The sequence below is a fragment of the Bacteroides intestinalis genome, from assembly GCF_003464595.1.
In the GTDB taxonomy this organism is placed as follows: Bacteria; Bacteroidota; Bacteroidia; order Bacteroidales; family Bacteroidaceae; genus Bacteroides; species Bacteroides intestinalis_A.
The window spans coordinates 77,252-104,246 of sequence record NZ_QRZF01000008.1; the positions used below are offsets into that span (position 1 = coordinate 77,252).

At 44.0% G+C, this 26,995-nt stretch carries 14 protein-coding genes and 1 pseudogene; 6 read left to right on the top strand and 9 right to left on the bottom strand.

What is annotated here, in order from left to right; translation table 11 throughout:
• Positions 1-38 precede the first annotated feature (38 nt).
• Entirely contained in the window at positions 39-3,596 is a 3,558-nt protein-coding gene (gene nifJ / locus DWW10_RS13000) for a pyruvate:ferredoxin (flavodoxin) oxidoreductase (RefSeq protein WP_118422058.1), read from the bottom strand.
• 33 nt (positions 3,597-3,629) lie between these two features.
• On the bottom strand, positions 3,630-4,808 hold the full coding sequence (locus DWW10_RS13005; RefSeq protein ID WP_022392862.1) for an ATP-binding protein: 1,179 nt from the start codon (positions 4,806-4,808) through the stop codon (positions 3,630-3,632).
• Between the two features lie 162 nt (positions 4,809-4,970).
• Between DWW10_RS13005 and DWW10_RS13010 the strand changes: the two genes are divergently transcribed.
• A complete protein-coding gene (locus DWW10_RS13010; protein ID WP_022392861.1) occupies positions 4,971-6,173 on the top strand; it encodes a hypothetical protein in 1,203 nt (400 codons plus the stop codon).
• Here the strand turns inward: DWW10_RS13010 and DWW10_RS13015 are convergent.
• Positions 6,170-7,657, bottom strand: coding sequence for a glycoside hydrolase family 10-like protein (locus DWW10_RS13015; RefSeq protein WP_022392860.1), 1,488 nt, complete (start codon positions 7,655-7,657; stop codon positions 6,170-6,172). The two genes, DWW10_RS13010 and DWW10_RS13015, sit on opposite strands and share 4 nt — an antisense overlap.
• Positions 7,658-7,797: 140 nt before the next feature.
• Between DWW10_RS13015 and DWW10_RS13020 the strand changes: the two genes are divergently transcribed.
• Genes DWW10_RS13020 through DWW10_RS13030 form a run of 3 tightly spaced genes read left to right on the top strand, consistent with a single transcriptional unit; the run spans position 7,798 to position 9,955 of the window.
• Positions 7,798-9,228: a carbon starvation CstA family protein gene (locus DWW10_RS13020; RefSeq protein WP_022392859.1), complete on the top strand. Its 1,431-nt coding sequence runs from the start codon at positions 7,798-7,800 to the stop codon at positions 9,226-9,228.
• Positions 9,228-9,467 carry a hypothetical protein gene (locus tag DWW10_RS13025; protein ID WP_007664445.1) on the top strand — a complete coding sequence of 80 codons (240 nt, stop codon included), beginning with the start codon at positions 9,228-9,230 and terminating at the stop codon, positions 9,465-9,467. The genes DWW10_RS13020 and DWW10_RS13025 overlap by 1 nt, the downstream gene beginning before the upstream one ends.
• Before the next feature lie 2 nt (positions 9,468-9,469).
• Positions 9,470-9,955 (top strand): outer membrane beta-barrel protein, encoded by a 486-nt coding sequence (locus tag DWW10_RS13030; RefSeq protein WP_007664444.1) that lies wholly within the window; start codon positions 9,470-9,472, stop codon positions 9,953-9,955.
• Between the two features lie 146 nt (positions 9,956-10,101).
• Here the strand turns inward: DWW10_RS13030 and uvrA are convergent, their stop codons facing one another.
• Positions 10,102-12,879 (bottom strand): excinuclease ABC subunit UvrA, encoded by a 2,778-nt coding sequence (gene uvrA / locus DWW10_RS13035; RefSeq protein WP_022392858.1) that lies wholly within the window; start codon positions 12,877-12,879, stop codon positions 10,102-10,104.
• A 162-nt stretch (positions 12,880-13,041) separates the two neighbouring features.
• On the opposite strand from uvrA, the gene DWW10_RS13040 reads away from it, so the two are divergent.
• Together DWW10_RS13040 and DWW10_RS13045 are read left to right on the top strand one after the other, a co-directional pair.
• Positions 13,042-14,976 (top strand): sensor histidine kinase, encoded by a 1,935-nt coding sequence (locus DWW10_RS13040; RefSeq protein ID WP_022392857.1) that lies wholly within the window; start codon positions 13,042-13,044, stop codon positions 14,974-14,976.
• 33 nt (positions 14,977-15,009) lie between these two features.
• Positions 15,010-16,518, top strand: a complete 1,509-nt coding sequence (locus DWW10_RS13045; protein ID WP_118487056.1) for a glycoside hydrolase family 10-like protein — start codon at positions 15,010-15,012, stop codon at positions 16,516-16,518.
• Positions 16,519-16,530: 12 nt separating this feature from the next.
• Here DWW10_RS13045 and DWW10_RS13050 read toward each other — a convergent pair whose 3' ends face one another.
• The 5 genes and pseudogenes from DWW10_RS13050 to DWW10_RS26445 form a co-directional block, all read right to left on the bottom strand.
• Positions 16,531-17,082: a chromate transporter gene (locus tag DWW10_RS13050; RefSeq protein WP_117691449.1), complete on the bottom strand. Its 552-nt coding sequence runs from the start codon at positions 17,080-17,082 to the stop codon at positions 16,531-16,533.
• Between the two features lie 48 nt (positions 17,083-17,130).
• A complete protein-coding gene (locus tag DWW10_RS13055; RefSeq protein WP_117691450.1) occupies positions 17,131-17,679 on the bottom strand; it encodes a chromate transporter in 549 nt (182 codons plus the stop codon).
• Between the two features lie 4 nt (positions 17,680-17,683).
• The gene (locus DWW10_RS13060; RefSeq protein ID WP_118487058.1) at positions 17,684-21,703 is read right to left on the bottom strand and encodes a hybrid sensor histidine kinase/response regulator transcription factor; all 4,020 of its coding nucleotides are present in this window, start codon (positions 21,701-21,703) and stop codon (positions 17,684-17,686) included.
• 185 nt (positions 21,704-21,888) lie between these two features.
• Positions 21,889-25,593: a phosphoribosylformylglycinamidine synthase gene (gene purL / locus DWW10_RS13065; RefSeq protein WP_118487060.1), complete on the bottom strand. Its 3,705-nt coding sequence runs from the start codon at positions 25,591-25,593 to the stop codon at positions 21,889-21,891.
• Positions 25,594-25,781: 188 nt separating this feature from the next.
• A pseudogene (locus DWW10_RS26445) lies at positions 25,782-26,914 on the bottom strand (LruC domain-containing protein).
• Positions 26,915-26,995 lie beyond the last annotated feature (81 nt).

A 26,995-nucleotide genomic window follows, 5' to 3' on the forward strand; every position in this document is an offset into this window, starting at 1 on the left:
TTTTCAGAGTTTATTATGTTCTATTTCAATAATCGAAATTATTCGGCATCAGCACCCCAGTTTCCTTTAGACAGACGCTTGTAGCTGTTGTAACGCCATTTTGCATTGTCTTCGGCAGCTTGGAACAGTTCGGCAGCTTCTGAAGGATATTGTTTCATTACAGAAGAGTAACGAACTTCACTCTTCAAGAAGTCCTGGAATCCAGCCCAATCGGGTTCTTTGCTATCCAACTGGAACGGGTTCTTGCCTTCAGCTTCCAAAGCCGGATTGTAACGCCACAAGTGCCAGTAACCACACTTAACAGCCTTTTCTTCCTCAGCCTGGCTCTTACCCATACCCAGCTTCAGACCGTGGTTGATACACGGAGCGTAAGCGATAATGAGTGATGGTCCGGGATAAGCTTCAGCTTCGCGGATTGCTTTCAGAGTCTGAGCCTGGTCAGCACCCATAGCAATCTGAGCTACGTAAACGTAACCGTAAGTAGTAGCCATCAGACCGAGGTCTTTCTTGCGTACACGCTTACCGGCAGCAGCAAACTTGGCAATAGCACCCACCGGAGTAGCCTTAGAAGACTGACCACCTGTGTTAGAGTAAACCTCAGTATCCAGAACCAGGATGTTAACGTCCTTACCGCTGGCGATTACATGATCGAGACCACCGTAACCGATATCGTAAGAAGCACCGTCACCACCGATGATCCACTGGCTGCGTTTTACTAAATATTGAGTCAAGCCTTTCAGTTCCTTACTTACCGGGCAACCGGCAGCAATACCTTGCTCGATGATAGCCTCGATCTGAGGTGCAAGTTCTTTAGTCTTGTCTGCATCATACATGTTTTCAATCCATGCTTTCAATACTTCCTTAGCTTCAGCAGGAGCATTGTCACCTTCCAGAATCTGGTTGAACAGTTTCACGATACGGTCACGCATCTTTTCATTAGCGAGTTCCATACCCAAACCGAATTCGCAGAAGTCTTCGAACAAAGAGTTTGCCCAAGCAGGACCTTGACCCTTTTCATTCTTAGTATAAGGAGTAGAAGGTACTGAACCGGAGTAGATAGAAGAACATCCTGTTGCATTAGCTACCATTTCGCGGTCACCAAACAACTGAGTGATCAACTTCACATACGGAGTTTCACCACAACCAGAGCAAGCGCCTGAGAATTCAAACAACGGAGTAGCGAACTGAGAGTTCTTTACGTTAGCTTTAACGTCAACCAGATGTTGCTTGCTTGCTACCTTTTCAGCGCAGTAATCCCAGTTAGGAACTTGGTTCAACTGGCTTTCCAGATGTTTCATAGTCAAAGCTTTGCCACCCTTCTTCGGATTACCCGGACAGATGTCGGCACAGTTACCGCAACCCAGACAGTCGAGAACGTCAACCTGGATACGGAATGTCATACTGTCAAATACTTTACCTACCGCTTTCAGCATCTCGAAGTTTGCACCCTTCTGCTCTTCAGCATCCAGAACGAACGGACGGATAGAAGCGTGAGGACAAACATAAGCACACTTGTTGCACTGGATACAATTTTCAGCATTCCATTCGGGAACGAAAGCAGCTACACCACGTTTTTCGTATTTAGCTGTACCTTGATACCAAGTACCGTCTTCGATGCCTTTGAATGCAGATACCGGCAACAAGTCACCATCCTGTGCATTGATCGGACGAACTACTTCGTTGATGAATGCGGGATCGTTGTTTTCAGCCTTAGCATCGTCAGTCAGGTTAACCCAAGCAGGATCAACAGTCAATTGTTTGTATTCACCACCACGGTCAACGGCAGCATAGTTCTTGTTTACGATATCTTCACCCTTCTTACCGTAAGACTTCTGGATGAATTTCTTCATCTGTTCTACAGCCAGGTCAACAGGAATTACGCCTGTGATACGGAAGAATGCAGATTGCAGGATTGTATTGGTACGGTTGCCCAAACCGATTTCTTGTGCAATCTGAGTTGCATTGATATAGTATACAGAGATATTGTTTTTAGCGAAATACTTCTTCACGCGGGTAGGCAGGTTCTTAGCCAGTTCTTCGCCTTCCCAGATTGTGTTCAGAAGGAATGTACCATTCTTACGCAAACCGCGGGTTACATCGTACATGTGCAGGTAAGCCTGAACGTGGCAAGCCACAAAGTTCGGAGTGTTTACCAAGTATGTAGAGCGGATCGGAGTATCACCGAAACGCAAGTGAGAACAAGTGAAACCACCTGACTTCTTAGAGTCATAAGAGAAGTAAGCCTGGCAGTGTTTATCAGTGTTGTCACCGATGATTTTTACAGAGTTCTTGTTAGCACCTACTGTACCGTCAGCACCCAGTCCGTAGAATTTAGCTTCGAACATGCTTGCGCCGCCCAATGCGATTTCTTCTTCCTGAGGAAGTGAAGTGAAAGTAACGTCGTCTACGATACCGATAGTGAAGTGGTTCTTCGGCATCGGCATAGCCAAGTTCTTGAATACAGCAATGATCTGAGCAGGAGTAGTGTCCTTAGAACCCAAACCGTAACGACCGCCTACGATTACCGGAGCATTAGCAGTACCATAATAGCAGTCTTTTACATCGAGGTACAACGGTTCGCCGTTAGCACCCGGTTCCTTTGTACGGTCAAGAACTGCAATAGTCTTAGCAGTCTTAGGCACAGCAGCCAGGAAGTGCTTAGCAGAGAACGGACGATACAAGTGTACGGCAACCATACCTACCTTTTCGCCATTAGCTACCAAGTGGTCGATAGCTTCGCGGGCAGCTTCAGTTACAGAACCCATAGCGATGATAACGCGTTCTGCGTCTTCAGCACCATAATAATCGAACAAGCCGTATTTACGTCCTGTGATTTTAGAAATTTCATTCATGTATTCTTCTACAATAGCAGGAACTGCTTCGTAGTAGTTGTTGCATGATTCACGGTGCTGGAAGAAGTGGTCGGGGTTTTCAGCCATACCACGGGCAACCGGATTCATCGGATTCAATGCGCGAGCACGGAATTCAGCCAAAGCTTCCTGGTCAATCAGCGGAGCGAGATCATCGTTTTCCAACATCTCGATCTTCTGGATTTCATGAGAAGTACGGAAGCCGTCGAAGAAATTAACAAACGGTACACGAGCTTTGATAGTTGACAAGTGAGCAACACCGGAGAGGTCCATAACTTCCTGTACAGAACCTTCGGCCAGCATAGCAAAACCGGTCATACGGGTTGACATAACGTCTTGGTGGTCACCGAAGATACACAGAGCGTGAGAAGCCAGTGTACGAGCTGATACGTGGAATACGCAAGGCAGGAATTCACCGGCAATCTTGTACATATTCGGGATCATCAGCAACAGACCTTGAGATGCAGTGTACGTTGAAGTCAACGCACCGGCTTGCAATGAACCGTGAACGGCTCCGGCAGCACCGGCTTCTGATTGCATTTCCTGTACCAATACTGTTTCGCCGAAGATGTTTTTGCGTCCTGCGGCAGCCCATTCGTCTACGTACTCAGCCATCGTAGAAGAGGGAGTGATGGGATAGATAGCAGCTACTTCTGAGAACATATACGAGATATGCGCAGCAGCCTGGTTACCATCACAAGTAATGAATTTCTTCTGTTTAGTCATAACTAAATTGAATTATTATTAAGTGAATAAATCTCAATATAAAAAGCCGAACATCCAGAGTGGAATCTGATTCCCTCTTCCTATTTCTGCTTTGTGCAGGGCGTAGGTGACGCCGGGATTGTTCTTAATCTTTATTCCTTCCGGACAAATCTTGAAAGGCATCACATCGTCCACCAGGAACGACATATTCTTGTCGCCTTTGTTCACCTTGTGATCTTTCCACAAGGAATTTGCGAAGAAAGTGTCCAGTACATCCAGTTCTTCCACTTTCACGGGATAGATGGAGTACATCAGGTTGGAGTTGTGCATCATGATCTTTGATGGTTTCTTAGGGAATTCTTCTCCCTTCGGATATACCATATTGATAAGGCGTGCATCTGCCAAATATTTGATGTAGTTCATCACCGTGGCACGGGATGTTTGTATATCGTTTGCCAACTGGCTTACGTTCGGGGCTTTCGGACCGTCTACTGCCAGCATATAAAGCAATTTCTTGATTTTTGAAAGATATTTCAGTTCAATCTGTTTGATAAGCAGAATGTCCACTTCCACCATCATATTCATGGTCTTCAGTAGATTTTCCGAGAAATTGCGTTTTTCCAGAAAGAACGGATAGAAACCGTGGTGCAGATAATCCTGCAGGTAATCTAACGGGCGTACTTTCGAAAGGATACCCTTGGCTATCTGCTCGTGGTTGCTCAGAATCTCTTCCAGCGTGTAAGCACGGAACTTCATGCCGGTCTGCAGGTTCAGATACTCACGGAAAGAGAAGCCACGCAGATTATAGCTCTTCACAATGTCACGCAATTCCAGATTTTCCTCTTTCAGTCGCATCACAGACGAACCGGTGAATACGATTTTGAGGTTCGGAAAACGGTCGTAGCACATTCTCAGTTCTCTGCTCCAGTCAGGGTGTTTAAACACCTGGTCTATCAATAATACTTTTCCGCCGCGGCGTTGGAATTCATAAGCGAAGTCAACGATGCTGAAATAAGAAAAGTAGAAGTTGTTCATATTGATAAAGAGACAAGAACGGTCTGTGCCGAATTTCTCTTTAGCGTATTGTAACAGAAACGTGGTTTTGCCTACACCACGCGTTCCTTTAATACCGATAAGGCGGTCGTTCCAGTTGATCTCATCCATGAGGTCACGGCGAACAGGGGCATTGGTATGCTCAACAAGATAGGCGTGTGTGCGGTAGAATGCTTCCATGCTGTTAAATTCGGTTTATCGGGCGACAAATATACGGCTTTTTTGTAGAATTGCAAAGTAGAGATGGCAAAATATCTTTTTTGTTAGTGAAGTTTATATATTTGCTTTGCCTTGTTTTTCTCTGTAATTTTGCGGCCTCAAATTATAAAGAACTGTAATTGTATGAAACTCTACGTATTTAACCCAGACACAGACATGGCGCTTGCTAACAACGAAGAAAATTATATGGCTCCCGCTTCTGCCCGCCGAATGGCTCAGGACCTTGCTTTATTACCCATCTGGTATGCCCAGCCTGGCAGTGCCGTACTCGCTCCATCAGCTTATAATGCAGATTATCTGCAAATAATGAAGCGTATGTTTCCCCTTTCCGTACAGTTGGTTACCGAACCTGAACTGCCTGATTATGCCGAATCTCAGATTATACCATGGGGCTGGAATCTTGCTTTTCGTAAACGCATGTTGAAAGGGGGAATTGCAAAACACAAACTTCCTACGTTGGAGGAATTAAAAAGACTTCGTGCCTTTTCTTCTCGGGAGTTGGCTATGGTAGTGCTTGACGGCTTGCATGGCATTGAGAATTGTTGTGGTTTGGCCAACTATTTGAATGACATCCCTGCTTGTCAGGAATTTGTAGAGAAGTATAAACGTACAGTGTTGAAGGCGCCTTGGTCAAGTAGTGGTAAAGGACTGAACTGGTGTAGAGGTACATTTACCGATTCTATTGCCGGTTGGTGCCAGCATGTTTTGGATGAACAAGAGGGGGTAATCGGGCAACCTGTATATAATAAGGTAGAAGATTTTGCTCTTGAATTTTATTCTGATGGACGTGGCAGGGTACTTTTTACCGGTTATTCTCTTTTCCTGACCAATGAAAAAGGAGCCTATCTTGGTAATCTGCTGGTAACACCTGAATGGGTGGAAAACTGGATAACTGAATACGTACCATTGGTAACTTTGGTGCAGGTACGCGAAAGGTTGCAGGAGTTATTAACTGTCGTATTCGGAGAATCTTGTACGGGTTATCTGGGTGTAGACATGATGGTTTGTCGTGATGAGGAAACGCAGAGTTACCGTATTCATCCTTGTGTGGAGATTAACGTGCGTATGAATATGGGAGTAGTGGCACATCTGTTTCGTGAGAATTTTGTGGCTCCGGGCACAGTTGGTAATTTTAAAATTGATTACTATCCAACGAACGATGCCCTGCAGGAAGAGCACAAGCAGGCGATGGAGCAGTATCCTGTTGTAATAGAAAACGGACGTTTGGTTTCCGGTTATCTTCCGTTAGTTCCGGTTACACCGAAGAGCCGGTATCGTGCCTATGTCCTATGTTATAAGAGTAGGGTGGATGATGCGAATGATTAGTGTAAGACCTGTTTGCATGCTTCGCTCTCATTTCCACAACGATCTACAGCCGTGACAGCAAAGTATTTCTTTGCTGTCCACAGACGGATGGGAGCATATGTATATTCTGTTCCCTGTACACGCTGGGCTATGATATTTTCCGGGTTAGAGGTATCTACGGGATAAGTATCCGAACCATAGATGACATAAGTCGGCACATTGCGCTTATCATTGTCCGTGGCGGGAAGCCAGCTCAAATGTATGTAACCGTCGGACTGCTGGGTGACGGTTAAATTGCCGGGAGTTGTAGGTGGCACGTTGTCTATCCATGGCATGGCGGGTTGCAAGGCAGGAGCGGTATAGAAATCTTCTTCCAATGCATCATACAATCCCTGAGTGTTATCCATCAGATATTTTACACGATAATGAGCCTGGCCTGCCAGTTTCTGTTTGCGGATAAAGTACATTTGACGTTCCACTTCGTCCAAAGTCCAGTTGCCTTCGCTGGGGTCAAGGAAATAAATGCCCAGTCCCGGAATAATCTGTCGTCCATTACTTTGTTCCTGCCAGTCGAGGGCAAAAGGGTAGAAATGATTACCACGGAAATAAATCATGGGATATATCTGATCTTGTATCCCTTCGCCCAGCCAACCTTGTGCATCCTGATAGACGGTGTGGAAAGCATTCCAGCCGCGAGAAGGATAGCGGGAAGTGTCACGGTATTTACCTACGGGGCAGGTACTAACCTTTACCCAGGGTTTCAGAGCTTTTACACCTTTATAGAGATGACGGACGATTTCTGTGATATTATCCCTGCGCCATTGGGAAAGGTCACGTCCTTTACCGTACTTCCGGAAATCGTAAGTATCGGGAAAACGGGGAGCATTCTCCGGATAGCGCAGATAATCGAAATGGACGCCATCTACGTCATATTTTTCCACAACTTCACGTACAAGACTCATCAGGTATTCTTTGGTTTGCGGATTTCCGGGATTGAGGAAATATTCCCGCTTGTAAGGTACACAGATGGCGGATTTTTGTTTGGTGACAGAGGTATTACCCAGATTGGCAACATGTTTGCGGTTACCCAATGGAATGGCTACCATCCAGGCATGGCATTCCATACCGCGTTTGTGACATTCTTCTACGGCAAAAGCCAGCGGGTCATATCCCGGGTCGCCTCCTGTTTTCCCGGTTAGTATGGAATTGAAAGGTTCTATTTTTGAGCGATAGAGTACATCACCGCGTGTCCGTGTCTGGAAGAGTACGGTGTTGAAGTTGGCATCTTTCAGTCTGTCCAGTATTTCGACGAGTTCTGCTTTTTGTTTCCGGATACCTTCGGGCGTGGTGGCACGGGTACGCGGCCAGTCCAGACCATAGACAGCGGTAACCCAGGCGGCACGCACTTCGTATTTGGGAGGACGATTTGTCGTCTCACCGATGGATTGCGCAGCAAGGGGCAAAACCAATATGCTGAATAGTATGGTAAGCAGTAACTGTTTCATGATAGGGCTGGATTCTCTTTTACTTCTTTATTTCTGTCATTTTTCGCGGCGAAGATAAGTAAAACACTCGAGAAAGTTGTGCAGTTTCCTAAGAAACTGTTACATTTGCGTGCATTAAAAGTAATGAATAACAACGCACCATGATTACATTTACGCTTTGCTTGCTGGCATTGATAGCGGGCTATTTTCTTTACGGGCGTTTCATTGAACGCATTTTTGGCCCTGATGATCGTAAAACACCTGCCCTGACCAAGACCGACGGGGTGGACTATATTCCTCTGCCCACCTGGAAAATATTCATGATACAGTTTCTTAATATTGCCGGTTTAGGGCCCATCTTCGGTGCTATTATGGGGGCTAAATTCGGGGTGTCATCCTATTTGTGGATTGTGTTTGGCAGCATCTTTGCCGGTGCTGTACACGATTATCTGGCAGGTATGCTCTCTCTGCGTAATGGCGGTGAAAGTTTGCCGGAAATCATCGGCCGATATCTGGGTAGGACTACCAAGCAAGTGATGCGTGGTTTTACCGTACTTCTGATGATATTGGTGGGAGCTGTGTTTGTAGCCGGTCCTGCCGGGCTGTTGGCAAAGCTTACGCCGGAGTCGCTGGATGCTACGTTCTGGATAGTAGTTGTATTTATCTACTATATTTTAGCAACTCTCTTGCCAGTTGACAAGATTATAGGTAAGATTTACCCGCTTTTTGCCGTAGCACTGCTTTTTATGGCGATAGGCATATTGGTGATGCTTTACGTAAAGCATCCCGTGCTGCCGGAATTCTGGGACGGATTACAGAATACGAATCCTAATGCTACCGAATTACCTATTTTCCCGATTATGTTTGTAAGTATAGCTTGTGGCGCTATCAGTGGCTTCCATGCAACACAAAGCCCGTTGATGGCGCGTTGTATGACGAGCGAACGTCATGGCCGGCCTGTATTCTATGGTGCTATGATTACTGAGGGTATTGTTGCTTTGATATGGGCTGCTGCTGCCACTTACTTTTTCCATGAAAATGGAATGGGCGAAAATAATGCGGCTGTAGTGGTGGATGCCATCACCAAAGACTGGCTTGGTACGGTAGGAGGTTTCCTTGCTATATTGGGTGTGATTGCTGCACCTATCACCAGTGGTGATACTGCTTTCCGTTCTGCCCGTCTCATTGTGGCCGACTTTCTTGGAATGGAACAAAAATCCATACGACGCCGTTTATATATATGTGTGCCGATGTTTCTCGTTGCTATTGGTCTATTGCTTTACAGTCTGCGTGACAAAGAGGGCTTTGATATGATTTGGCGTTACTTCGCATGGACCAACCAGACGCTCTCTGTTTTCACTCTTTGGGCGATAACCGTTTATCTGGTGCGTGAGAAGAAAGGACGTTACTTTTATGTAACTTATTTCCCGGCTATATTTATGACAGCTGTTTGTACGACCTATATCTGCATAGCCCCCGAAGGTTTTGGACTAGGACCTCAGATGGCGCTTGCTATTGCTATTTTTTCTGTTGTGATAGCCGCATTCTGGTTCAATATCTGGTATTTCAAAACGACTAAAAAACTTTGGTAATGAAGAAATTTAAAAAATCTACAAGTATTACAATTGCCCTGCTTATTTATGTGAGTGCTACGGCAGCCTATTTCCTGCCACGTAACACTGTCATCAGTGATACGGAGAAATACGTCACGGTTGCAGCGTCCTATGTCATTGTGTTTATCCTTTGGCTGGTTCTGCGCAAAAAGGAAGAATTGCAGCGGAAACGTAAAGAAGAAGATGAAAAGTACAATAACACCAAAAACTATAAGTAACAATGAAAAAATTAGTATTATTCGTTTGTCTGCTTGTGGCCACAGTGGCTGCCCAGGCACAGTTTGAAAAAGGAAAGTGGATTGTAAATCCGTCAATTTCCGGGTTAGGTTTGTCGCATAATACGGATACGGATAAGACCTCTTTTGGCATCGAAGCCAAGGGTGGTGCATTCTTGCTGGATAATGTGGCGTTGTTGGTACATGCAGGGGCTGCCTGGAACAATGGTGGTTCGGATACAGATGTCTATACTCTCGGTGTAGGTGGTCGTTATTATTTCAGTAATATTGGTATATATCTGGGTGCTGATGTCAATGTGGACCGTTGGGATTGGGGTACAAGTGATGATACCAAGTTTTCTTTTGGAGCGGAGGCTGGCTATGCTTTCTTTTTGACAAGGACGGTGACGCTTGAACCGGCTGTGTACTGGAATGTAAATAGTGACCGTTCTGTATTTGGCCTGAAGGTAGGTTTCGGCTTCTATTTCTAAGAGTTTTCTTCCGCTTGGCGGATTTTATAAACCGTCCCATGAGATCATATTAATAGTCTTGTGGGACGATTTTTTTTATCTCATGAGACGGATATTTTCATCTTACGAGACAAAATAAATCGTCTCATGAGATGATTTTCTTTCTATTATTTCATGTGTAATTTCTCTTGCAGGAATTGACCCGTATAGCTTTCTGCACATCGCGCTACTTCCTCCGGTGTACCTGCCGCCACCAGATTTCCACCTTTATCACCGCCTTCCGGTCCGAGGTCTATCACGTAGTCGGCACATTTGATAACATCCATGTTGTGTTCAATGATTACAATGGAGTGTCCACGTAATATCAATGCGTCGAATGCTTCCAGCAGTTTACGGATGTCATGGAAGTGCAATCCCGTGGTCGGTTCATCAAAGATAAACAGGGTGGGGTCTGCTTTCTCCTGACTGAGGTAGTAAGCCAGTTTCACACGCTGGTTTTCACCACCTGAAAGGGTGGAGGAAGATTGCCCCAGTTTAATATACCCCAATCCCACATCTTGCAGTGGAGCAAGTTTCTTCACAATCTTCTTTTGTCCATGTTTGGTGAAAAACTCCATGGCCTGGTTTACGGTCATTTCCAGTACATCATATATATTGGCATCATGGAATTTTACTTCCAGTGTATCTGCTTTGAAGCGTTTACCGTGGCAGGTTTCACATTCCAGAACCAAATCGGCCATAAATTGCATTTCTACTGTGATGGTTCCGTCACCTTTACACTCTTCGCAACGTCCGCCTTCACTGTTGAATGAAAAGTAACCGGCGGTGTATCCCATTTGCTTGGCAAGCGGTTGTTCTGCCCATAATTTACGAATCTCATCGTAAGCTTTGATATATGTCACGGGATTCGAACGGCTGGATTTACCAATGGGGTTCTGGTCTACAAATTCTACGTTCCGTAGATTTTGCAGGTCACCACCGATAGAAGCGAATTCACCCGGGCGTTCACTGCATTCGTCCAGTTCGCGCTTCAGGGCACGGAAGAAGATGTCACGTACCAGAGTACTCTTACCGGAACCGCTGACTCCGGTTACTACGGTCATCACGTTTAGCGGGAAACGTACATTTACTCCTTTCAGGTTATTCTCGCGGGCTCCGGTCAGTTCTATGTAATTATTCCATGGACGACGGTGTTCCGGAACGGGAATTTCTTCTTCTCCCAGCAGATAACGTACTGTGTAACTATCACTATTGGGTTGCAAATCTTTCATATCTCCCTGGTAGACAACTTGCCCACCCAGACGTCCGGCTTTTGGTCCGATATCTATAATGTAATCTGCTGCACGGATAATTTCCTCGTCATGCTCCACGATGACAACCGTATTACCCAATTGTTGTAATTGACGTAATACATGGATCAGCTTATCTGTATCGCGGCTATGCAACCCGATACTTGGTTCATCAAGAATGTAGAGTGAGCCAACCAGACTACTGCCTAATGAAGTGGCGAGATTGATGCGTTGACTTTCACCACCGGAAAGCGAATTGCTGAGGCGGTTTAATGTCAGATATCCCAATCCTACATCGAGAAGGAAGCGGATGCGACTGTTGATTTCCGTTAGGATACGGGTGGCAACATTCGTATCATGCTTATCCAGTTGAAGGTTGTCGAAGAAAGTTTTTAGTTCTGTAATCGGCAAGTCCACAAGTTCGGAGATATTTCGTCCGCCTACCCGTACATAGCTGGCTTCGGGCTTCAGACGGGTACCGTGGCACTTTGGACAAAGCGTTTTGCCACGATAGCGTGCCAACATCACACGGTATTGTATTTTGTACTGATTTTCCTGTACCATCTTGAAGAAAGCATTGATTCCTTGGAAGTAAGGAGTGCCTTCCCATAACATGCGGCGTTGTTCGTTTGTAAGTTCAAAGTAGGGGGTGAAGATCGGGAAACCGGATTTTTCGGCACCGCGTATTACCATGTCTTTCCATTCGCCCATCACTTCGCCTCGCCAACATACCACGGCACCGTCGTATACGGATAATGAACGGTTGGGTATTACCAAGTGTTCATCAATGCCGATTACCTTGCCGAAGCCCTCACATTCAGGACATGCACCAATAGGGGAATTGAAAGAAAACATCTGGTCACTGGGCTCCTCAAAAGCAATGCCGTCTGCCTCGAATTTAGTGCTGAAGCGGTATAGACTGGTCGTTCCGTCAGGTTGATAGAATCGCAGCAGGCAGGCACCGTCACCCTCGTACATGGCTGTCTCGGCAGAATCTGTTAACCGGCTGATTGCATCTTTCTCTTTAGATGCTACCATACGGTCTATCAATAAGAAAACTGTATCTTCTTTTTTAGGCTCGTATTCGTCGATACGAACCATTTCTCCGTTTACTTCCAGACGGTTGAAACCTTGTTTCATATCGATGTCTAATTGCTGCTTCATCGTTCGGTCTTCGCGAAGTAATATCGGAGCCAGTACGGTGTATCTTGTTCCCTCCGGATATCCCAACATACAGTTTACGATATCTTCTGTGGAATGTTTTTTTACTTCCTCTCCGCTGATGGGGCTGAATGTCCGTCCGATGCGTGCATACAGTAAACGTAGGTATTCGTAAATTTCGGTAGAGGTACCGACGGTAGATCGTGGGTTGCGACTACTCACCTTCTGTTCTATGGCAATAGCTGGCGGAATTCCTTTAATAAAGTCACATTCCGGCTTGCTCATACGTCCCAGGAACTGGCGGGCATAACTGCTCAGGCTTTCTACATAACGACGTTGTCCTTCTGCATATAGCGTGTCGAATGCCAGGGATGATTTACCGGAACCGGATAGCCCGGTGATGACGACAAGTTTGTTTCTGGGTATTTCTACGTCTATATTTTTTAGGTTGTTGACGCGTGCGCCTTTGATAAGTATGGAGTTGTTTTTTATCATAATCAGAGTCACTATAGTGAATATCAGTTTGCAAAGATAATCACTGCGGTTCAAATATGTATAATGATTGGCAGGTTAAGATTTGTTATACTTTTAAATAGTTGCTGATATACCAGCAGGAAAAGAGCTATTTTTATGCGCATTTTTAAACGAATCATCCCTATGCGATACCCTCGGATATGCTTGTGTGCCATTTTGGTATGCTTGTTCTCTTGTGTCGAGACAATTACAGGACAAGAGACTGTTGATCTGAAATCACTTGCCGATAGTGTGCGGAAAGCTAATGGCAAGCCGAATTTTCTACCTTTGGGCATGCACTTTCTGGAACTGGCAAAAGAACGGAAAGATACGGCAAATATCAGTGATGCTTATGCCATCATTACAAATCATTATTATGAGTTGGGTGATACGGATAGCCTGCGTCTGATGACTTATGAATATATGGATTGGGCGGACCGTTGTCATCGCAATACGGATCGCTACCAGGCATGGAGGCAATATATTCAGCGGATGACTGAAAAGGGCATGCAGGAAGAGGCGATGAAAGAGACAGAATTGCTATGTAAAGATGCCGAACAGAGGAAAGATAAATATGGCATGGCATCCGGGGAGATGTGTATAGGCTATAACCACCGTGTGTTTGGGCAGAATATAAAGCTCTGTATTGAATATTATGATAATGCCTTAAAACATTTTGAGGAAGGAAAATACTACCGTGACGCTTACGTCGTTTCTCTTAATATCATTCAAACTTATTTGGCACGTCAGTCGTATAATGAGGCCTTGCCCTATTTGGACCGTTTAGGACAGTTGGTGAAAACTGTAGAAGATAAAAATATATCTATGGGAGAGGCGCTATATATGCGTTATTATCAATTTCGTGTCATAGCTGTCTTAGGAGTGAAAGGAGCGAAGGCGGCAGAACCTTACATTCGTGAGGCGAATGCTTATTACCTCAAACATAAAGGAGACATATCACAAGAAGGATGGTTCGGTTACAAAATAATGTGCAACCAGATTCTGGGAGATATAAGTAATGCTGTGGTTTATATGGATTCTTTAATTGATTACCAACGTTCGATCGGTAATTATTATCCTGGAAATTATAGGCAGAAAGCCATTATGCTGGAACAAGTAGGTTACTATAAGGAGGCATGCCGTGCTTTTGCAGAATACTCTCAATTGAATGATTCTGTACGTACGGCAGAAATGGATGAACAACTGAACAAATACACTGCCCAGTTTGAAGTGGACCGCCTGAAGATGGAAAAATTGGAATTGAGTGAAAGAATGAGTCGTGAACGGCTTATTACGGTATCTATTGCCGGTTGCTTGATATTTATATTACTTCTGCTGGTTACTTACCTCTATGTTCGCACTTTATCTATGAACCGGAAATTGGATGTTGCCCGTAAGGAATTGCAGAAGATGAGCCGTATCAAGAGTTCATTTATCCAGCATGTTACGCATGAGTTGCGTACACCGCTTAATTCTGTAGTAGGCTTTTCTGCTTTGCTTGCCGAGGAAGGACTGGATGTGGAAGATGCTCGTGAATACTCCGGTCAGGTGGAGAAGAACAGTGCTTATTTGCTGGGATTGATTGATAATATTATTGATATAGCTGACATGGACTCTCAGACGGCAGATATGCCTAAAGAAGTTGTGGATGTCAATGCTTGCTGTCTTGAATGTATAGATGAATTTGGAGGCAAACAAAATGACGGTGTGGAATTGCAGTGGATTCCGTCTCCTGATGATCCTGTAATCTTGACTGTGCGTGCCTGGATGAAGCGTGTCCTGTCTTTGTTGCTGGACAATGCCGAGAAGTTTACCGAACAAGGAGTCATTCGTCTACTGTGTGAGGAAGATAAAGCGAATAGTATCATTCGTTTTATTATAGAGGATACAGGTATAGGTATCGACCCGCAATATCAGGATACTATTTTCGAGCGTTTCTTTAAAATAGATACCTTTAGGCCTGGTACAGGATTGGGACTTTCCATAGCCCGCCAGGTAATGGACATTGTTGATGGTAAAATTTATTTGGATACATCTTACACAGGCGGTACCCGTATGGTAGTAGAATGGCCTGCATAATTAATAAACAACCCTTAATCAGATTTATAAAGAATGAAAGTAAAAACTCTTTTGTGCATATGCGCCCTGCTCTTTTCTTTAGCAGTGGCGGCACAATCTCCGCAACCCGAAAGATATCCCAAACGTGAATTTCGCGCAGCCTGGATTCAGGCTGTCAACGGACAGTTTCGTGGAATTCCTACCGAGAAGTTAAAACAAACCTTGATTAACCAGTTGAATTCTTTGCAAGAGGCAGGTATCAATGCAATCATTTTCCAGGTACGTCCTGAGGCTGATGCTCTTTATGCCTCCAAACTGGAACCGTGGAGCCGTTTTCTGACAGGTGTACAGGGAAAAGCTCCCAATCCTTACTGGGATCCTATGGAGTTTATGATTGAAGAATGCCATAAGCGAGGCATGGAATTTCATGCGTGGATCAATCCCTATCGCGTGAAGACCTCGCTAAAGAATGAATTGGCCCCGAATCATGTTTATAATATCCATCCCGAGTGGTTTGTGACCTATGGTGACCAATTGTATTTTGATCCGGCATTACCGGAAAGCCGTCGTCATATCTGTATGGTGGTAATGGATATTGTTTCCCGCTATGATGTGGATGCCATTCATATGGATGATTATTTCTATCCTTATCCTAAACCAGGAGTGGAATTTCCGGATGATGCTAGCTTTGCCCGTTACGGTGGTGGCTTTTCTAATAAAGCAGACTGGCGGCGCAGCAATGTCAATGTGTTGATAAAGAAAATACATGAGACGGTACGCGAGGTGAAACCTTGGGTTAAATTTGGTGTATCTCCTTTCGGTATCTATCGTAATGAGAAGAGTGATCCGCTGGGTAGCAAGACCAATGGATTACAGAACTATGATGACCTTTATGCCGATGTGCTTCTTTGGGCTCGTGAAGGCTGGGTGGACTATAACATTCCGCAAATATATTGGCATATTGGCCATCCGGCAGCTGATTATGAAACATTGGTGAAATGGTGGGCAAAGCATACGGAGAACCGTCCTTTGTTTATCGGGCAGTCAGTGATGAATACAGTACAGAATGCTGATCCGCAAAATCCCTCTATGAATCAACTTCCCCGCAAGATGGCATTGCAGCGTGCTTATCAGACAATTGGCGGAAGCTGTCAGTGGCCTGCCAGCGCAGTGGTGGAAAATGCCGGGAAATATCGCGATGCTTTGATTGCTGAATATCATAAATATCCTGCTTTACCGCCGGTATTCGATTTCATGGATAATGAAGCACCTGATAAGGTGCGTAAGGTAAAACCTGTGTGGACAGCAGATGGGTATCTTTTGTTCTGGACAGCCCCGAAGTACAAAGATGAAATGAATCGTGCTGTTCAATATGTAATTTACCGCTTCGGTGCAAAAGAGAAAGTGGATATCAGTGATCCTTCCCATATCGTAGCTATTACGCGCGATAATTTTTATAAATTGCCGTATGAGAATGGGAAAACAAAATATCGTTATGTGGTGACGGCACTCGACCGACTGCATAATGAATCGAAAACAGTTGCAAAAAAGGTGAAGCTATAAGCTTCATCTTTTTTATTGATATAATATAAGCCCTGCTATTCCGCAAACTACAATCATTAGTATCGGATTGATTTTATATTTCCTGGTTCCTATAAAAGCTATCAGGAAAATGAGGCAGCTAATAATAAATGAGTACATATCTTCTTTGGGTGAACTGAAGTTTTCTGCGTTCATCAATACCAATGCTGCTGATGCCAGCAATCCGACCACTGCCGGACGCAATCCACTGAATACGGCTTCTACAACCGGATGCTTCTGATATTTCAGGAAGAATTTGCTGATGGCTAACATCAATATGAATGAGGGAAGCACCACTGCAAGAGTAGCGATGATAGAGCCCCATACACTTCCAGTAGCAGTGAAACCTACATATGTTGCCGAATTGATTCCGATAGGTCCGGGTGTCATTTGACTGATAGCCACAATATCCGTAAATTCTTGTGATGTCAACCAGCCATAGCGGGTGACCACTTCACCCTGTATCATAGAAAGCATGGCATATCCGCCACCAAAGCCAAACAAACCGATCTTGAAGAATGTATAGAATAACTGTAAATAAAGCATGGAAGAATTATGATTTATAATTTATGATTTATGATGCGCAGCCAACTTTCAACTCTTAACTTTCGGACGGTGCAATCGTCCGTACAAGTATCCTCCCACACCGGCAATGATAATTACCCAAATAGGGGAGAAGTCCAGTAACCAGATGACCAATGCTGATACGACGGGTATCCAGATATTGTATCGGTTTACCTTGGCTGATTTTGCCATACTGAATGTAGGAGCGGCGATCAATGCAACCACTGCCGGACGAATACCTTTAAAGATACGTTCAACAATGACATTGTCTTTGAAGTTATGGAAGAATAACGCAATGGCAAGAATTATGAAGAATGACGGTAATATAGTACCTAAAGTGGTAACTATACTTCCGCGAATTCCCCTTAACTTATATCCGATGAAAATAGAAATGTTGACTGCAAGAATGCCGGGGGTTGATTGGGAAATAGCAAGTAAGTCAATGAAATCGTCTTTGGCAATCCATTTCCGTTTATCTACAATCTCTTCTTCTATCAATGGCACCATAGCATAGCCGCCTCCTATAGTAAAGAGTCCTATCTTAGAAAAGAGGCCGAATGCCTCGAAGTAAATATTCATGTTATTATATCATCTTACCATTATTATCTTCTTCTTTCTGTTTCGCATATTGGCTTGGGCTGACGTTGAAATGCTTTTTAAATACTTCACGGAAGTACTTCGCATCACTAAATCCCGTCATTTCGGCAACCTCAGTTATACTGTGCTGTTGCTCTTTCAGTAGCTGGGCGGCACGTTTCAGGCGTATCAGTCGGATATAATCTGCCGGGGCTTGGTCAGTCAGAGCCTTTATTTTATTATAAAAACTGGTGCGACTCATATTCAGTAAGTTACATAGCACATCAACTGTAAAGGAACTATTATCCATATTGTCTTCCACACTCTTCTTGACAGTAGAAATGAATTTCCAGTCAATGTCGGTGGAACAGTTGATGCAAGCTGTATCACTCTCTTCATCGTTCAGTTCCAGATTGGCATATTTATGGCGCAATAAAGAACGGTTAGTAAGGATATTAGCTATCGTAGCACGAAGAATACCAATATTAAATGGTTTCACAATGTATTCGTCTGCTCCTGTTTTCAATCCTTCAATGATATTTCTATCATTATTCAGTGCAGTTAGTAATATGATGGGAATATGTGATGTTTCAATATCATTCTTTAATTTGTGACACAATTCATCCCCACGCATTTCGGGCATCATGATATCCGAAATGATCATGTTAGGCATGTATTCTTTAACGATGTCGAGTGCCTGCTTACCATAGCTGCATACTTGTATGGTATAATCATCCGACAGTGTATTGCGCAGATACTCTCTCAGTTCGTCATTATCCTCTACAATTAAGATTTTCGGAAGATCGCCATTCTGCTGTTGTTTCTGTCTGGCTGTATCATAAACAGTACTTAAAGAAATATTCTTAGGCACCCCCGATTCTGTATAGACTACTTTTTCACTTCCCGGTTTCGGACTATGAACGGCTTTACGATAATATTTTTCTTTTTTCGGGAATATAACCTTAATGCAGGAACCTTTACCTTCCGTGCTGTTGAAGTTAATTTTACCTTTATGCAAACGGACGAGTTTCCATACCAGTAGCAGACCAATGCCACTACCTGTAACCTTTGAGTTTATAGCATTACTACCCCGGAAATGCATTCTGAAAAGTTTTTTTTGTTCGGAAGCCGGAATACCGATACCCGTATCCTTTACTTCAACGCTCCAGTTATCTTCAGTTTCAGCAGCAAAGATATGTACGCTACCACCTTCCGGTGTATATTTCAAAGCATTGGAAATCAAATTCTTCAGAATAGAGTCCATTTTATCTTTGTCGAGCCAGACATTCATATAACGGAAGTTGCTTTCGTATGTCAGGCTGACACGTTTGACATCTGCATAAGCTCGGAAAGCATTGATCATTTCTTCCATGTATGTACTCAATTCGTATTCTGATACATACAAAGCACTGGAATAAGTATCTGCGCGTTCAAAGTTGATTAGGTTAGTAGTAAGACGCAGCAGGGCATTCACATTTCGTATGGCAGTATTCATATTGCTACGCCCGCCTGGTGTCAGGTCTTCTTTTTCACTGAGTTCTTCCAAAGGAGCTTTGATCAATGTCAACGGAGTACGGATATCGTGCGCTGTATTGATAAAGAAGCGTATCTTTTCATCCGAAGTTTTTCGTTGTTTTCGTAAGATAATGACACGTAAGGTTATAGTAATAATTGCTGCAATAACAAGAGCATAAAGTAATAAAGCCCAGATGCTGAGCCATATTGGTTGTTCTATCATAATATCCATGTCACGTTCTTCAAGAACGATTCTCCTGTCTTCACTGGAAATGGCACGTACCCGTAGTGTGTACTTTCCGGGACTTAGGTTAGTGAATCGGATCAAACAGTCTTTTTCAGGACGGCTCCATCCGTCATAAAAGCCTTCCAATTTCCAGGAATACAAAATCAGAGACGGGTAATCATAGTTAATGGAAGATATTCGCAAAGAGAATATATTCTGATTATATTTTAGTTTCAATACTTTGGTTTCATCTATGTCAACCTCTAGCGGTGAGCCTTCGTCACCAAGGTAAACGGTCTGATAGAATACACGTAAATCGCTGAATATCATTTGAAATTTGTAATTTCGTGGAATCATCATGTCTTTATGAAATTCTATAGCTCCGTCCGTACTTCCGAGAATGAAGTTTCCATTCTTCCGCAATACACCTGATGCAGAATTGAAATGGTCACTTTTCAATCCTTGCTCCTTAGTCCAGTTATGGAATACTTTTTCACTTGGATAGTAACTTGTCAGACTGTTTTCAGTACTCAACAGAATACTTTGGTCTTCATCTGAAAGAATCGTATATATATTGTTGGAAATCAAAGGGCAATTATCTTTATGAAAGTGCTCAAACGATTTGTTCTCATAATCATAAATGAGTAGTCCGGAATTACTGGTTCCTATATATAGCAAACCGTTGTCCGATTGGTAAAGTGCATTGATATAAAAAGATTCTATCGGCATTGATATATATTGAAATTCACCGTTCTCTTTATCTAATAAATACAGACCTGTGGCAGTACCTATCCACATATGTTTCTCGTCCTTTTCTATAATGTCCGTAATGCCGTTCAGTCCCGGATATGTACGTATGTTTTTACGTGAAAAATCAATTTGTTTTAGATTGTAATAGCCGCCGAACCAGATGTTGCCGGCAGAATCTTTCATAATAGAACGTATATATTTGTCTGGGCGGATATCACTGTCACTAAATGTAGAGGGAGTGAAGAATTCCGCTTTCATTTGTTTTTTGTTGATTTGATAAATGCCTGAACTGTACCCGCCCGCCCAAATGATACCCGGTGATACCTCACATAAAGAAATGAAAACATGATTCTTTGTAACATTTCCGCTGTCGAATACACTGAGGAATGAGTGCCATTGCTTAGTTTGAGTGGAGTACAGGCTGATACCGTTGTTGGTGGCGAACCATAAGTCACCCTCGTGATCTTCGATGATCGCATTTACCTGGTCATTAACAAGTGATTGCTTGTTGCCAATGGAATGTTTAATCCATTGATAACTGGCGTATTGATTATTGCGTACCGTGATGCCGATAGGGTAATTGGCCATCCAGATACGGTCACCATCAACGTAGAAGTCGTAGATACTATTGCCGTTCATGGCATTATAGCTGTTATAATCTGCTACGATGTAAGGATCGCACTTGTAGGTATCCACATTCATTTTATATACGCCTGCACCATCAGTGGCTATTAAGATTTCCTTATCGTTGAAAGCTTTTATACGGGTAATACTGACATCTTCCAAACCAGCATTGAGCTTGATAGTTTGATGGATATTCATGTCGTACAAATAAAGACCTTTTTGGAAGGTACCGATAAATAGTTTACGACTTTCTTTATGAAAATATAGTTCGTTAACTTGCATTTTCAGGTTATCCAGCCAGTGACAAGGCGAAAGATTGAGGACGTTGTCTTTTAACTCGGCGTGATGTACACCAACATCTGTACCGATAAAATAATGTTCTGGATCGATTTGCTCAATATCTGTAATGCTTTCTCCTATATGGTTTTCAATGACAGTGTTTTTTTCACTGTTGGTATCATAGAGGTATAGCGCTTCTTCATTGCAGAGCCATACAATGTTATTACTGTCGATAAAACCATAGCTTACAGGAGTCGGATTTCCTTTTACCACTTCATCCGGTAGTTTGTATACTAACTGGAAGCGGTCATGTTTGGCGTCATAGCGGAATACTCTTCCTTTTTTGCCTATTTCCCAAAGTGTTCCATCCGTGCCGACATAGAGCCAACTCAGATTTAACATAGAATTGACCTCTATCTCGCTGTCTATAAGCCGATATTGCTTGAAGTTTTTTCCGTCATAACGGTCGATGCCATTATGCGTAAGAAACCACATATAACCTTTCGGCCCTTTCTGAATGGCATATACCCTACGGTTACTTAAGCCATCTTCTACGCCGAGATATTTATATGTTTGGGCGATGCATAGGGCAGAAAAATATGTGAATATAAAGAAAAGGACGAGTTTTCTCATAATAGTTACAGGCGTTTGTTGTTGGGGCCTTTTGTGAAATTAACGCAAAAATATGCATTTTGTTTGATAAAAGCAAAACGAATGTAGAAGAATAGTGTTCGATACCTCGTATTGTTTAGACGAAACAGGCGCAAGTTGTATATTATAACCTGCGCCTGTACATCACTTCTAAATTGTAGTCAGAACTACTTTGTCTTTTCTTCTACCCATTTACGTGCATTGACGAAGGCTTCCATCCATGGAGTAATCTGGTCACTGTGCAGACGATCAGCAGGATAACAACCGTTCTGCCATGGGAAGATGGAACGCTCCAAGTGAGGCATGATAGCGAGATGACGTCCGTCGGAACTTGCTATTGCGGCAACTGAGTAGTCCGAATTGTTCGGATTGGCAGGATATTCATCATAACTGTACTTAGCCACCACATTGTATTTATCTTCATCGTAAGGCAAAGAGAATTTTCCTTCTCCATGAGCTACCCAGATGCCGAGTTTGCTTCCGCTTAACGAACCGAACATTACACTACGGTTTGTAGGAATGGTAAGTCCCAGGAATCTGGATTCGAATTTATGCGATTCATTGTGAAGCATCTTGCCATTCTTCTTGTGTTCCGGGTTAATGAGGTTCAGTTCCATCATCAACTGGCAGCCATTACAAACACCCAGTGAAAGTGTATCTTCACGAGCGTAATATTTGTCGAGAGCTTCTTTGGCTTTCGGGTTGAAGAGGAAAGCACCTGCCCAACCTTTGGCAGAACCCAGTACGTCGGAATTAGAGAAACCACCGCAGTAAACAATCATGTTCACATCTTCCAATGTCTCGCGTCCGCTGATAAGGTCGGTCATTGTAACGTCTTTCACATCGAATCCTGCCAAGTACAGTGAGTAGGCCATTTCGCGTTCACCATTCGTACCTTTCTCGCGGATAATTGCTGCACGGATACCTGTCGGGGTACGACGATCCGGATCAATGCCGTATTGAGAGAATTTACCTTTGAAACCTGGCATGAAAGCGAATTCCAAGGGCTGCATCTTATAGTTTTCGAAGCGCTTTTTAGCACAGCCGTTCATAGATTGTTTGCGGTCGAGCAGGTAAGAGGTAGAATACCATACATCACGCATGTAATCGATACCGAATTGGTAAGTAGCATCGTCTTTGGATACGAGGATGTGACGTTCATCAGTCGGCTTACCGATTTTCACATAACCCACACCGGCATCTTCCAATATTTGTTTAACCTCTTCTTTGTGCTTGTCGCTTACCTGGATCACGATACCCGGGTTCTCGGCAAACAAAATTTTCACAAGGTCGTGTTCCTTCATTTTGTCGAGGTTGATCTCCATACCACCTTCTACATTAGCGAAACACATTTCAAGCAGAGTTGTAATCAAACCACCGGCAGAAATATCATGTCCGGCAAGAATCAATCCTTTGTTTACCAACTCCTGAACAGCAAGGAAAGCATCGCGGAAATATTCGGCATCTTGTACGGTAGGTACTTCGTCACCTACTTTGCCCAATGACTGTGCAAAAGCCGAACCGCCCAGCTTTAATGTATCAAAGCTGAAATCAATATGATAAATGGTTGTCTTTTCGTTGTTTACTAGTACGGGAGAAACTACTTTCTTCACGTCGGATACTTCACCGCCTGCCGACACAATAACGGTTCCCGGAGCAATCACCTTGCTACCGTCGGGATATTTCTGAGTCATGGAGAGAGAGTCTTTTCCGGTAGGCACGTTGATTTGCAGTGCACAGCAGAAATCACTTAATGCTTTTACGGCGGTGTAGAGGCGTGCATCTTCACCCTCTTGTGAGCGGCAAGGCCACATCCAGTTGGCAGAGAGGGAAATGCTGTCCATTCCTTCAGCCATAGGAGCCCATACAAGGTTGGTCAACGCTTCGCTTACAGAAAGTACCGAACCGGCTGCCGGATCTGCCAATGCAGCTTGTGGCGCATGTCCTAATGAGGTAGCGATACCTTTTTCGCCACGATAGTCGAGGGCTACCACACCGCAGTCACTCAGCGGTAACTGCAATTCGCCCTGGCATTGCTGGCGGGCGATCTTACCTGTTACGGAACGGTCTACTTTGTTAGTCAACCAGTCTTTGCAGGCAACAGCTTCCAGTTGCAATACATTCGTCAGGTATTCGTGCAACTTGGATTGTTCGTATTTCGGCATTTCGTAGTGACGCTCTACGGTTTTGTCTATCATGTAAGTCTTGGGAGACGAACCGAACATCTGTTCCACGGCAAGGTCGAACGGACGTACACCGTCAGCTTGTTGGAAGGCAAAACGATGGTCGCCGGTAGTTTCACCTACCACATACATCGGAGCACGTTCGCGTTCAGCTACTTTACGTACATGCTCGATGGCTTCTTCTTCAATCAGCAATCCCATGCGCTCCTGGCTTTCGTTGGCGATGATTTCTTTAGCTGACAAAGTTTGGTCACCTACGGGTAACTTGCTCATATCGATCAAACCACCACATTCTTCCACCAATTCGGAGAGACAGTTCACGTGTCCTGCCGAACCGTGATCGTGGATGGACACCACCGGGTTAGTTTCTTCTTCGCAGAGAGCACGTACTACGTTGTAGGCACGTTTCTGCATTTCGGCATTGGCACGCTGTACAGCATTCAACTCAATACCGCTGCTGTAACGTCCGGTGTCTACTGAAGATACGGAGCCGCCACCTAAACCGATACGATAATTGTCACCACCGATCACAACGACTTTGTTTCCGGCTTCGGGAGCACCCTTCAAGCAGTCACGCTTTGTACCGTAACCTACACCACCGGCAAGCATGATTACTTTATCGTAACCATAAACTTCGTCGTTCTCTTTATGTTCAAAAGTAAGTACCGAACCGCAAATCAGTGGTTGGCCAAACTTATTACCGAAGTCGCTGGCACCATTGGATGCCTTGATCAGAATCTGTTCCGGAGTCTGGTACAGCCATTGGCGTACCGGCAATATTTCTTCCCAAGGACGTCCTTCGTCCGTGCGTGGATAAGAAGTCATATAGACAGCAGTTCCGGCAATCGGCCAGGAACCTTTACCACCGCCCATACGGTCACGGATTTCACCACCTGTACCGGTAGAAGCACCGTTGAACGGTTCCACTGTGGTAGGGAAGTTATGTGTTTCAGCTTTCAGTGAGATAACACTCTGTATATCTCTCACCTGGAAGAAATCAGGCTTGGAGTGATCTGCCGGAGCAAACTGCTCAACTACCGGACCTTCTGCAAAAGCTACGTTGTCTTTGTAGGCTGAAATAATCTTATTCGGATTTTCCTGAGTGGTCTTTTTAATCATCTGGAAGAGGGAAGACTCTTGTTCCACACCGTCGATGATGAACGTTCCACCGAAGATTTTGTGACGGCAGTGCTCGGAGTTGATTTGAGCAAAACCAAACACTTCGGAGTCTGTCAACTTACGTCCGAGGTCTTGCTCTACTTTCTTAAGGTAGTCCATCTCTTCTTTTGAGAGTGCCAGACCTTCTTTCTCATTGTAAGCTTCCAGGTCTTCAATATGGACGATCGGTTCCGGCTTACGGTTAGTGGTGAATACATCCTGGTCCAAACCTTTGTACATGCGTTGCAGCATCGGGTCACGGTCGGCGTTTTCGTCCTTTACGGGGAAATACTCTTCAATACGGGTAATGCCATTCAATCCCATGTTCTGGGTGATTTCTACGGCATTCGTACTCCAAGGAGTAATCATTTCGCGGCGCGGACCAACGAAATGTCCTTTCAGGTTGTCTTCACTTTCGGGGGTGGCTTCTCCAAAAAGCCAGCAGAGTTTGTCGCTTTCTGCCTGGGTGAGTGCGTGGTCACATTCTACGGCTATCACGCTCTTGGATGGGGTCTTGAAAAAAAGAATCATACTGAATATTTATGATTTATAATTTATGATTTATGCTTGAGGTACTCCGAAAAAGGCAAGGAAGCACTTACGGGAGATACCGGCTTTTTTTCTTTGGCGCAAAGATACATAAAATCGTTGGGGGAGAGAAAGAAATGGAAATAAAAAACGCATGCAGATTTGCTTGCATGCGTTTTTATCGGGAATCCTTATTGTTTTACTTTGTCAGGGAAAGGATGATTGTACCAATCGTAATCCGGATTGGCAATCCATAGCTCAAAATTCTCAAAAGATTGGCGGAGATTGTTGCCCTCTAGTGGGAAGCTGAATTCACCGGGGATTATCATGACCCAGCAGAAATTACCCTTTGCCCTGAATGGGGTATTGGGGGATGCAACCACTCCGCCAATGGCGGATGTGTCGAACAAGTCGGTTGCTTTTCCATTGATCTGGTGGATTTCCATACGTTTGCCTTGTGTTCATTGCAAGTGATGAAGAAGTTCAATTTGTTTAAAGCCAATTTGGATTCTTCCACACTGTTCTCTTTGAAATGAATGGTTACGATGAATTCTTTAGGATTGAATTCAGCGTCCTTATAGGTACCTACGATGGGAGTGCCGTTATAACCTGCAAAAGCATGCGCATGGTCGAACAGAGGTATAACTGCTAAAGTTTGTCCTTGTTCAGTGCCGTTGGCATTGGTTTTGAACATATTTTCTGTGAAGTTATTACTTGTATCATATTGAATACTGCTAATATCGCCGGCAGTGAGTTCGTCCAACTGTACTCCTGCGGAAATGCGTTTGCTTGCTCCGATGGCGGCAAGTTTACACTTCAGTGTGGCTTGGGTTACGTAGTTACCTGTAACTTTTAGTGTAACTTTGGTAACCAGTACAATATCATTCATATCGTAATCGCCAAAGTTGGGCCACAGATCTTCAAAGGCGTAGGTATACTGCCCTAAAGTATATTCTTTATCATTACCGGGTTCTTCCGGGGTACCCCCTTCCTCCGGTTTGTAGGCGGGAGCACAATCGGAGCCTGTTGTTTTCACCCCTGCGTTGGCGGCAGCTTTCGTATTCCCCCATTGGGCACCGTCTTCCAAATAAATGTTTTTTGGCTTTTCCCCATTGTTATGGTCGCATACAACGAATACTTTATTTTTAATTTGTGTGGTTTTATCGTTGTATTCGTTTATTACTGTTGCATTCGTTAGTTTGACTACGGCCCATTTGCCATCATCATCTCCCTCTATTTCACAGTCATTTTTTAACTCTAAAGTTTCCTCAATTTCTAAAAGAGAGTTCTTTTCCATTTCTAAAGTGGCTTTTTGCATCCACATTGTTTTGGAGAAAACGTATCCTCTTTCTTTTATTTCAAGTAGTGAGTCATCCTTTCCGTTACCATCCAATTCTATTTTTTC

What these genes read in the sequence shown, in the direction of transcription:
- DWW10_RS13060 (WP_118487058.1), bottom strand. Translation starts at nt 21,703, where the DNA reads ATGAGAAAACTCGTCCTTTTCTTTATATTCACATATTTTTCTGCCCTA.
- DWW10_RS13025 (WP_007664445.1), top strand. Translation starts at nt 9,228, where the DNA reads ATGAAGAAATTTAAAAAATCTACAAGTATTACAATTGCCCTGCTTATT.
- purL (WP_118487060.1), bottom strand. Translation starts at nt 25,593, where the DNA reads ATGATTCTTTTTTTCAAGACCCCATCCAAGAGCGTGATAGCCGTAGAA.
- uvrA (WP_022392858.1), bottom strand. Translation starts at nt 12,879, where the DNA reads ATGATAAAAAACAACTCCATACTTATCAAAGGCGCACGCGTCAACAAC.
- DWW10_RS13030 (WP_007664444.1), top strand. Translation starts at nt 9,470, where the DNA reads ATGAAAAAATTAGTATTATTCGTTTGTCTGCTTGTGGCCACAGTGGCT.
- DWW10_RS13055 (WP_117691450.1), bottom strand. Translation starts at nt 17,679, where the DNA reads ATGAATATTTACTTCGAGGCATTCGGCCTCTTTTCTAAGATAGGACTC.
- DWW10_RS13050 (WP_117691449.1), bottom strand. Translation starts at nt 17,082, where the DNA reads ATGCTTTATTTACAGTTATTCTATACATTCTTCAAGATCGGTTTGTTT.
- DWW10_RS13010 (WP_022392861.1), top strand. Translation starts at nt 4,971, where the DNA reads ATGAAACTCTACGTATTTAACCCAGACACAGACATGGCGCTTGCTAAC.
- DWW10_RS13015 (WP_022392860.1), bottom strand. Translation starts at nt 7,657, where the DNA reads ATGAAACAGTTACTGCTTACCATACTATTCAGCATATTGGTTTTGCCC.
- DWW10_RS13020 (WP_022392859.1), top strand. Translation starts at nt 7,798, where the DNA reads ATGATTACATTTACGCTTTGCTTGCTGGCATTGATAGCGGGCTATTTT.
- DWW10_RS13005 (WP_022392862.1), bottom strand. Translation starts at nt 4,808, where the DNA reads ATGGAAGCATTCTACCGCACACACGCCTATCTTGTTGAGCATACCAAT.
- DWW10_RS13045 (WP_118487056.1), top strand. Translation starts at nt 15,010, where the DNA reads ATGAAAGTAAAAACTCTTTTGTGCATATGCGCCCTGCTCTTTTCTTTA.
- nifJ (WP_118422058.1), bottom strand. Translation starts at nt 3,596, where the DNA reads ATGACTAAACAGAAGAAATTCATTACTTGTGATGGTAACCAGGCTGCT.
- DWW10_RS13040 (WP_022392857.1), top strand. Translation starts at nt 13,042, where the DNA reads ATGCGATACCCTCGGATATGCTTGTGTGCCATTTTGGTATGCTTGTTC.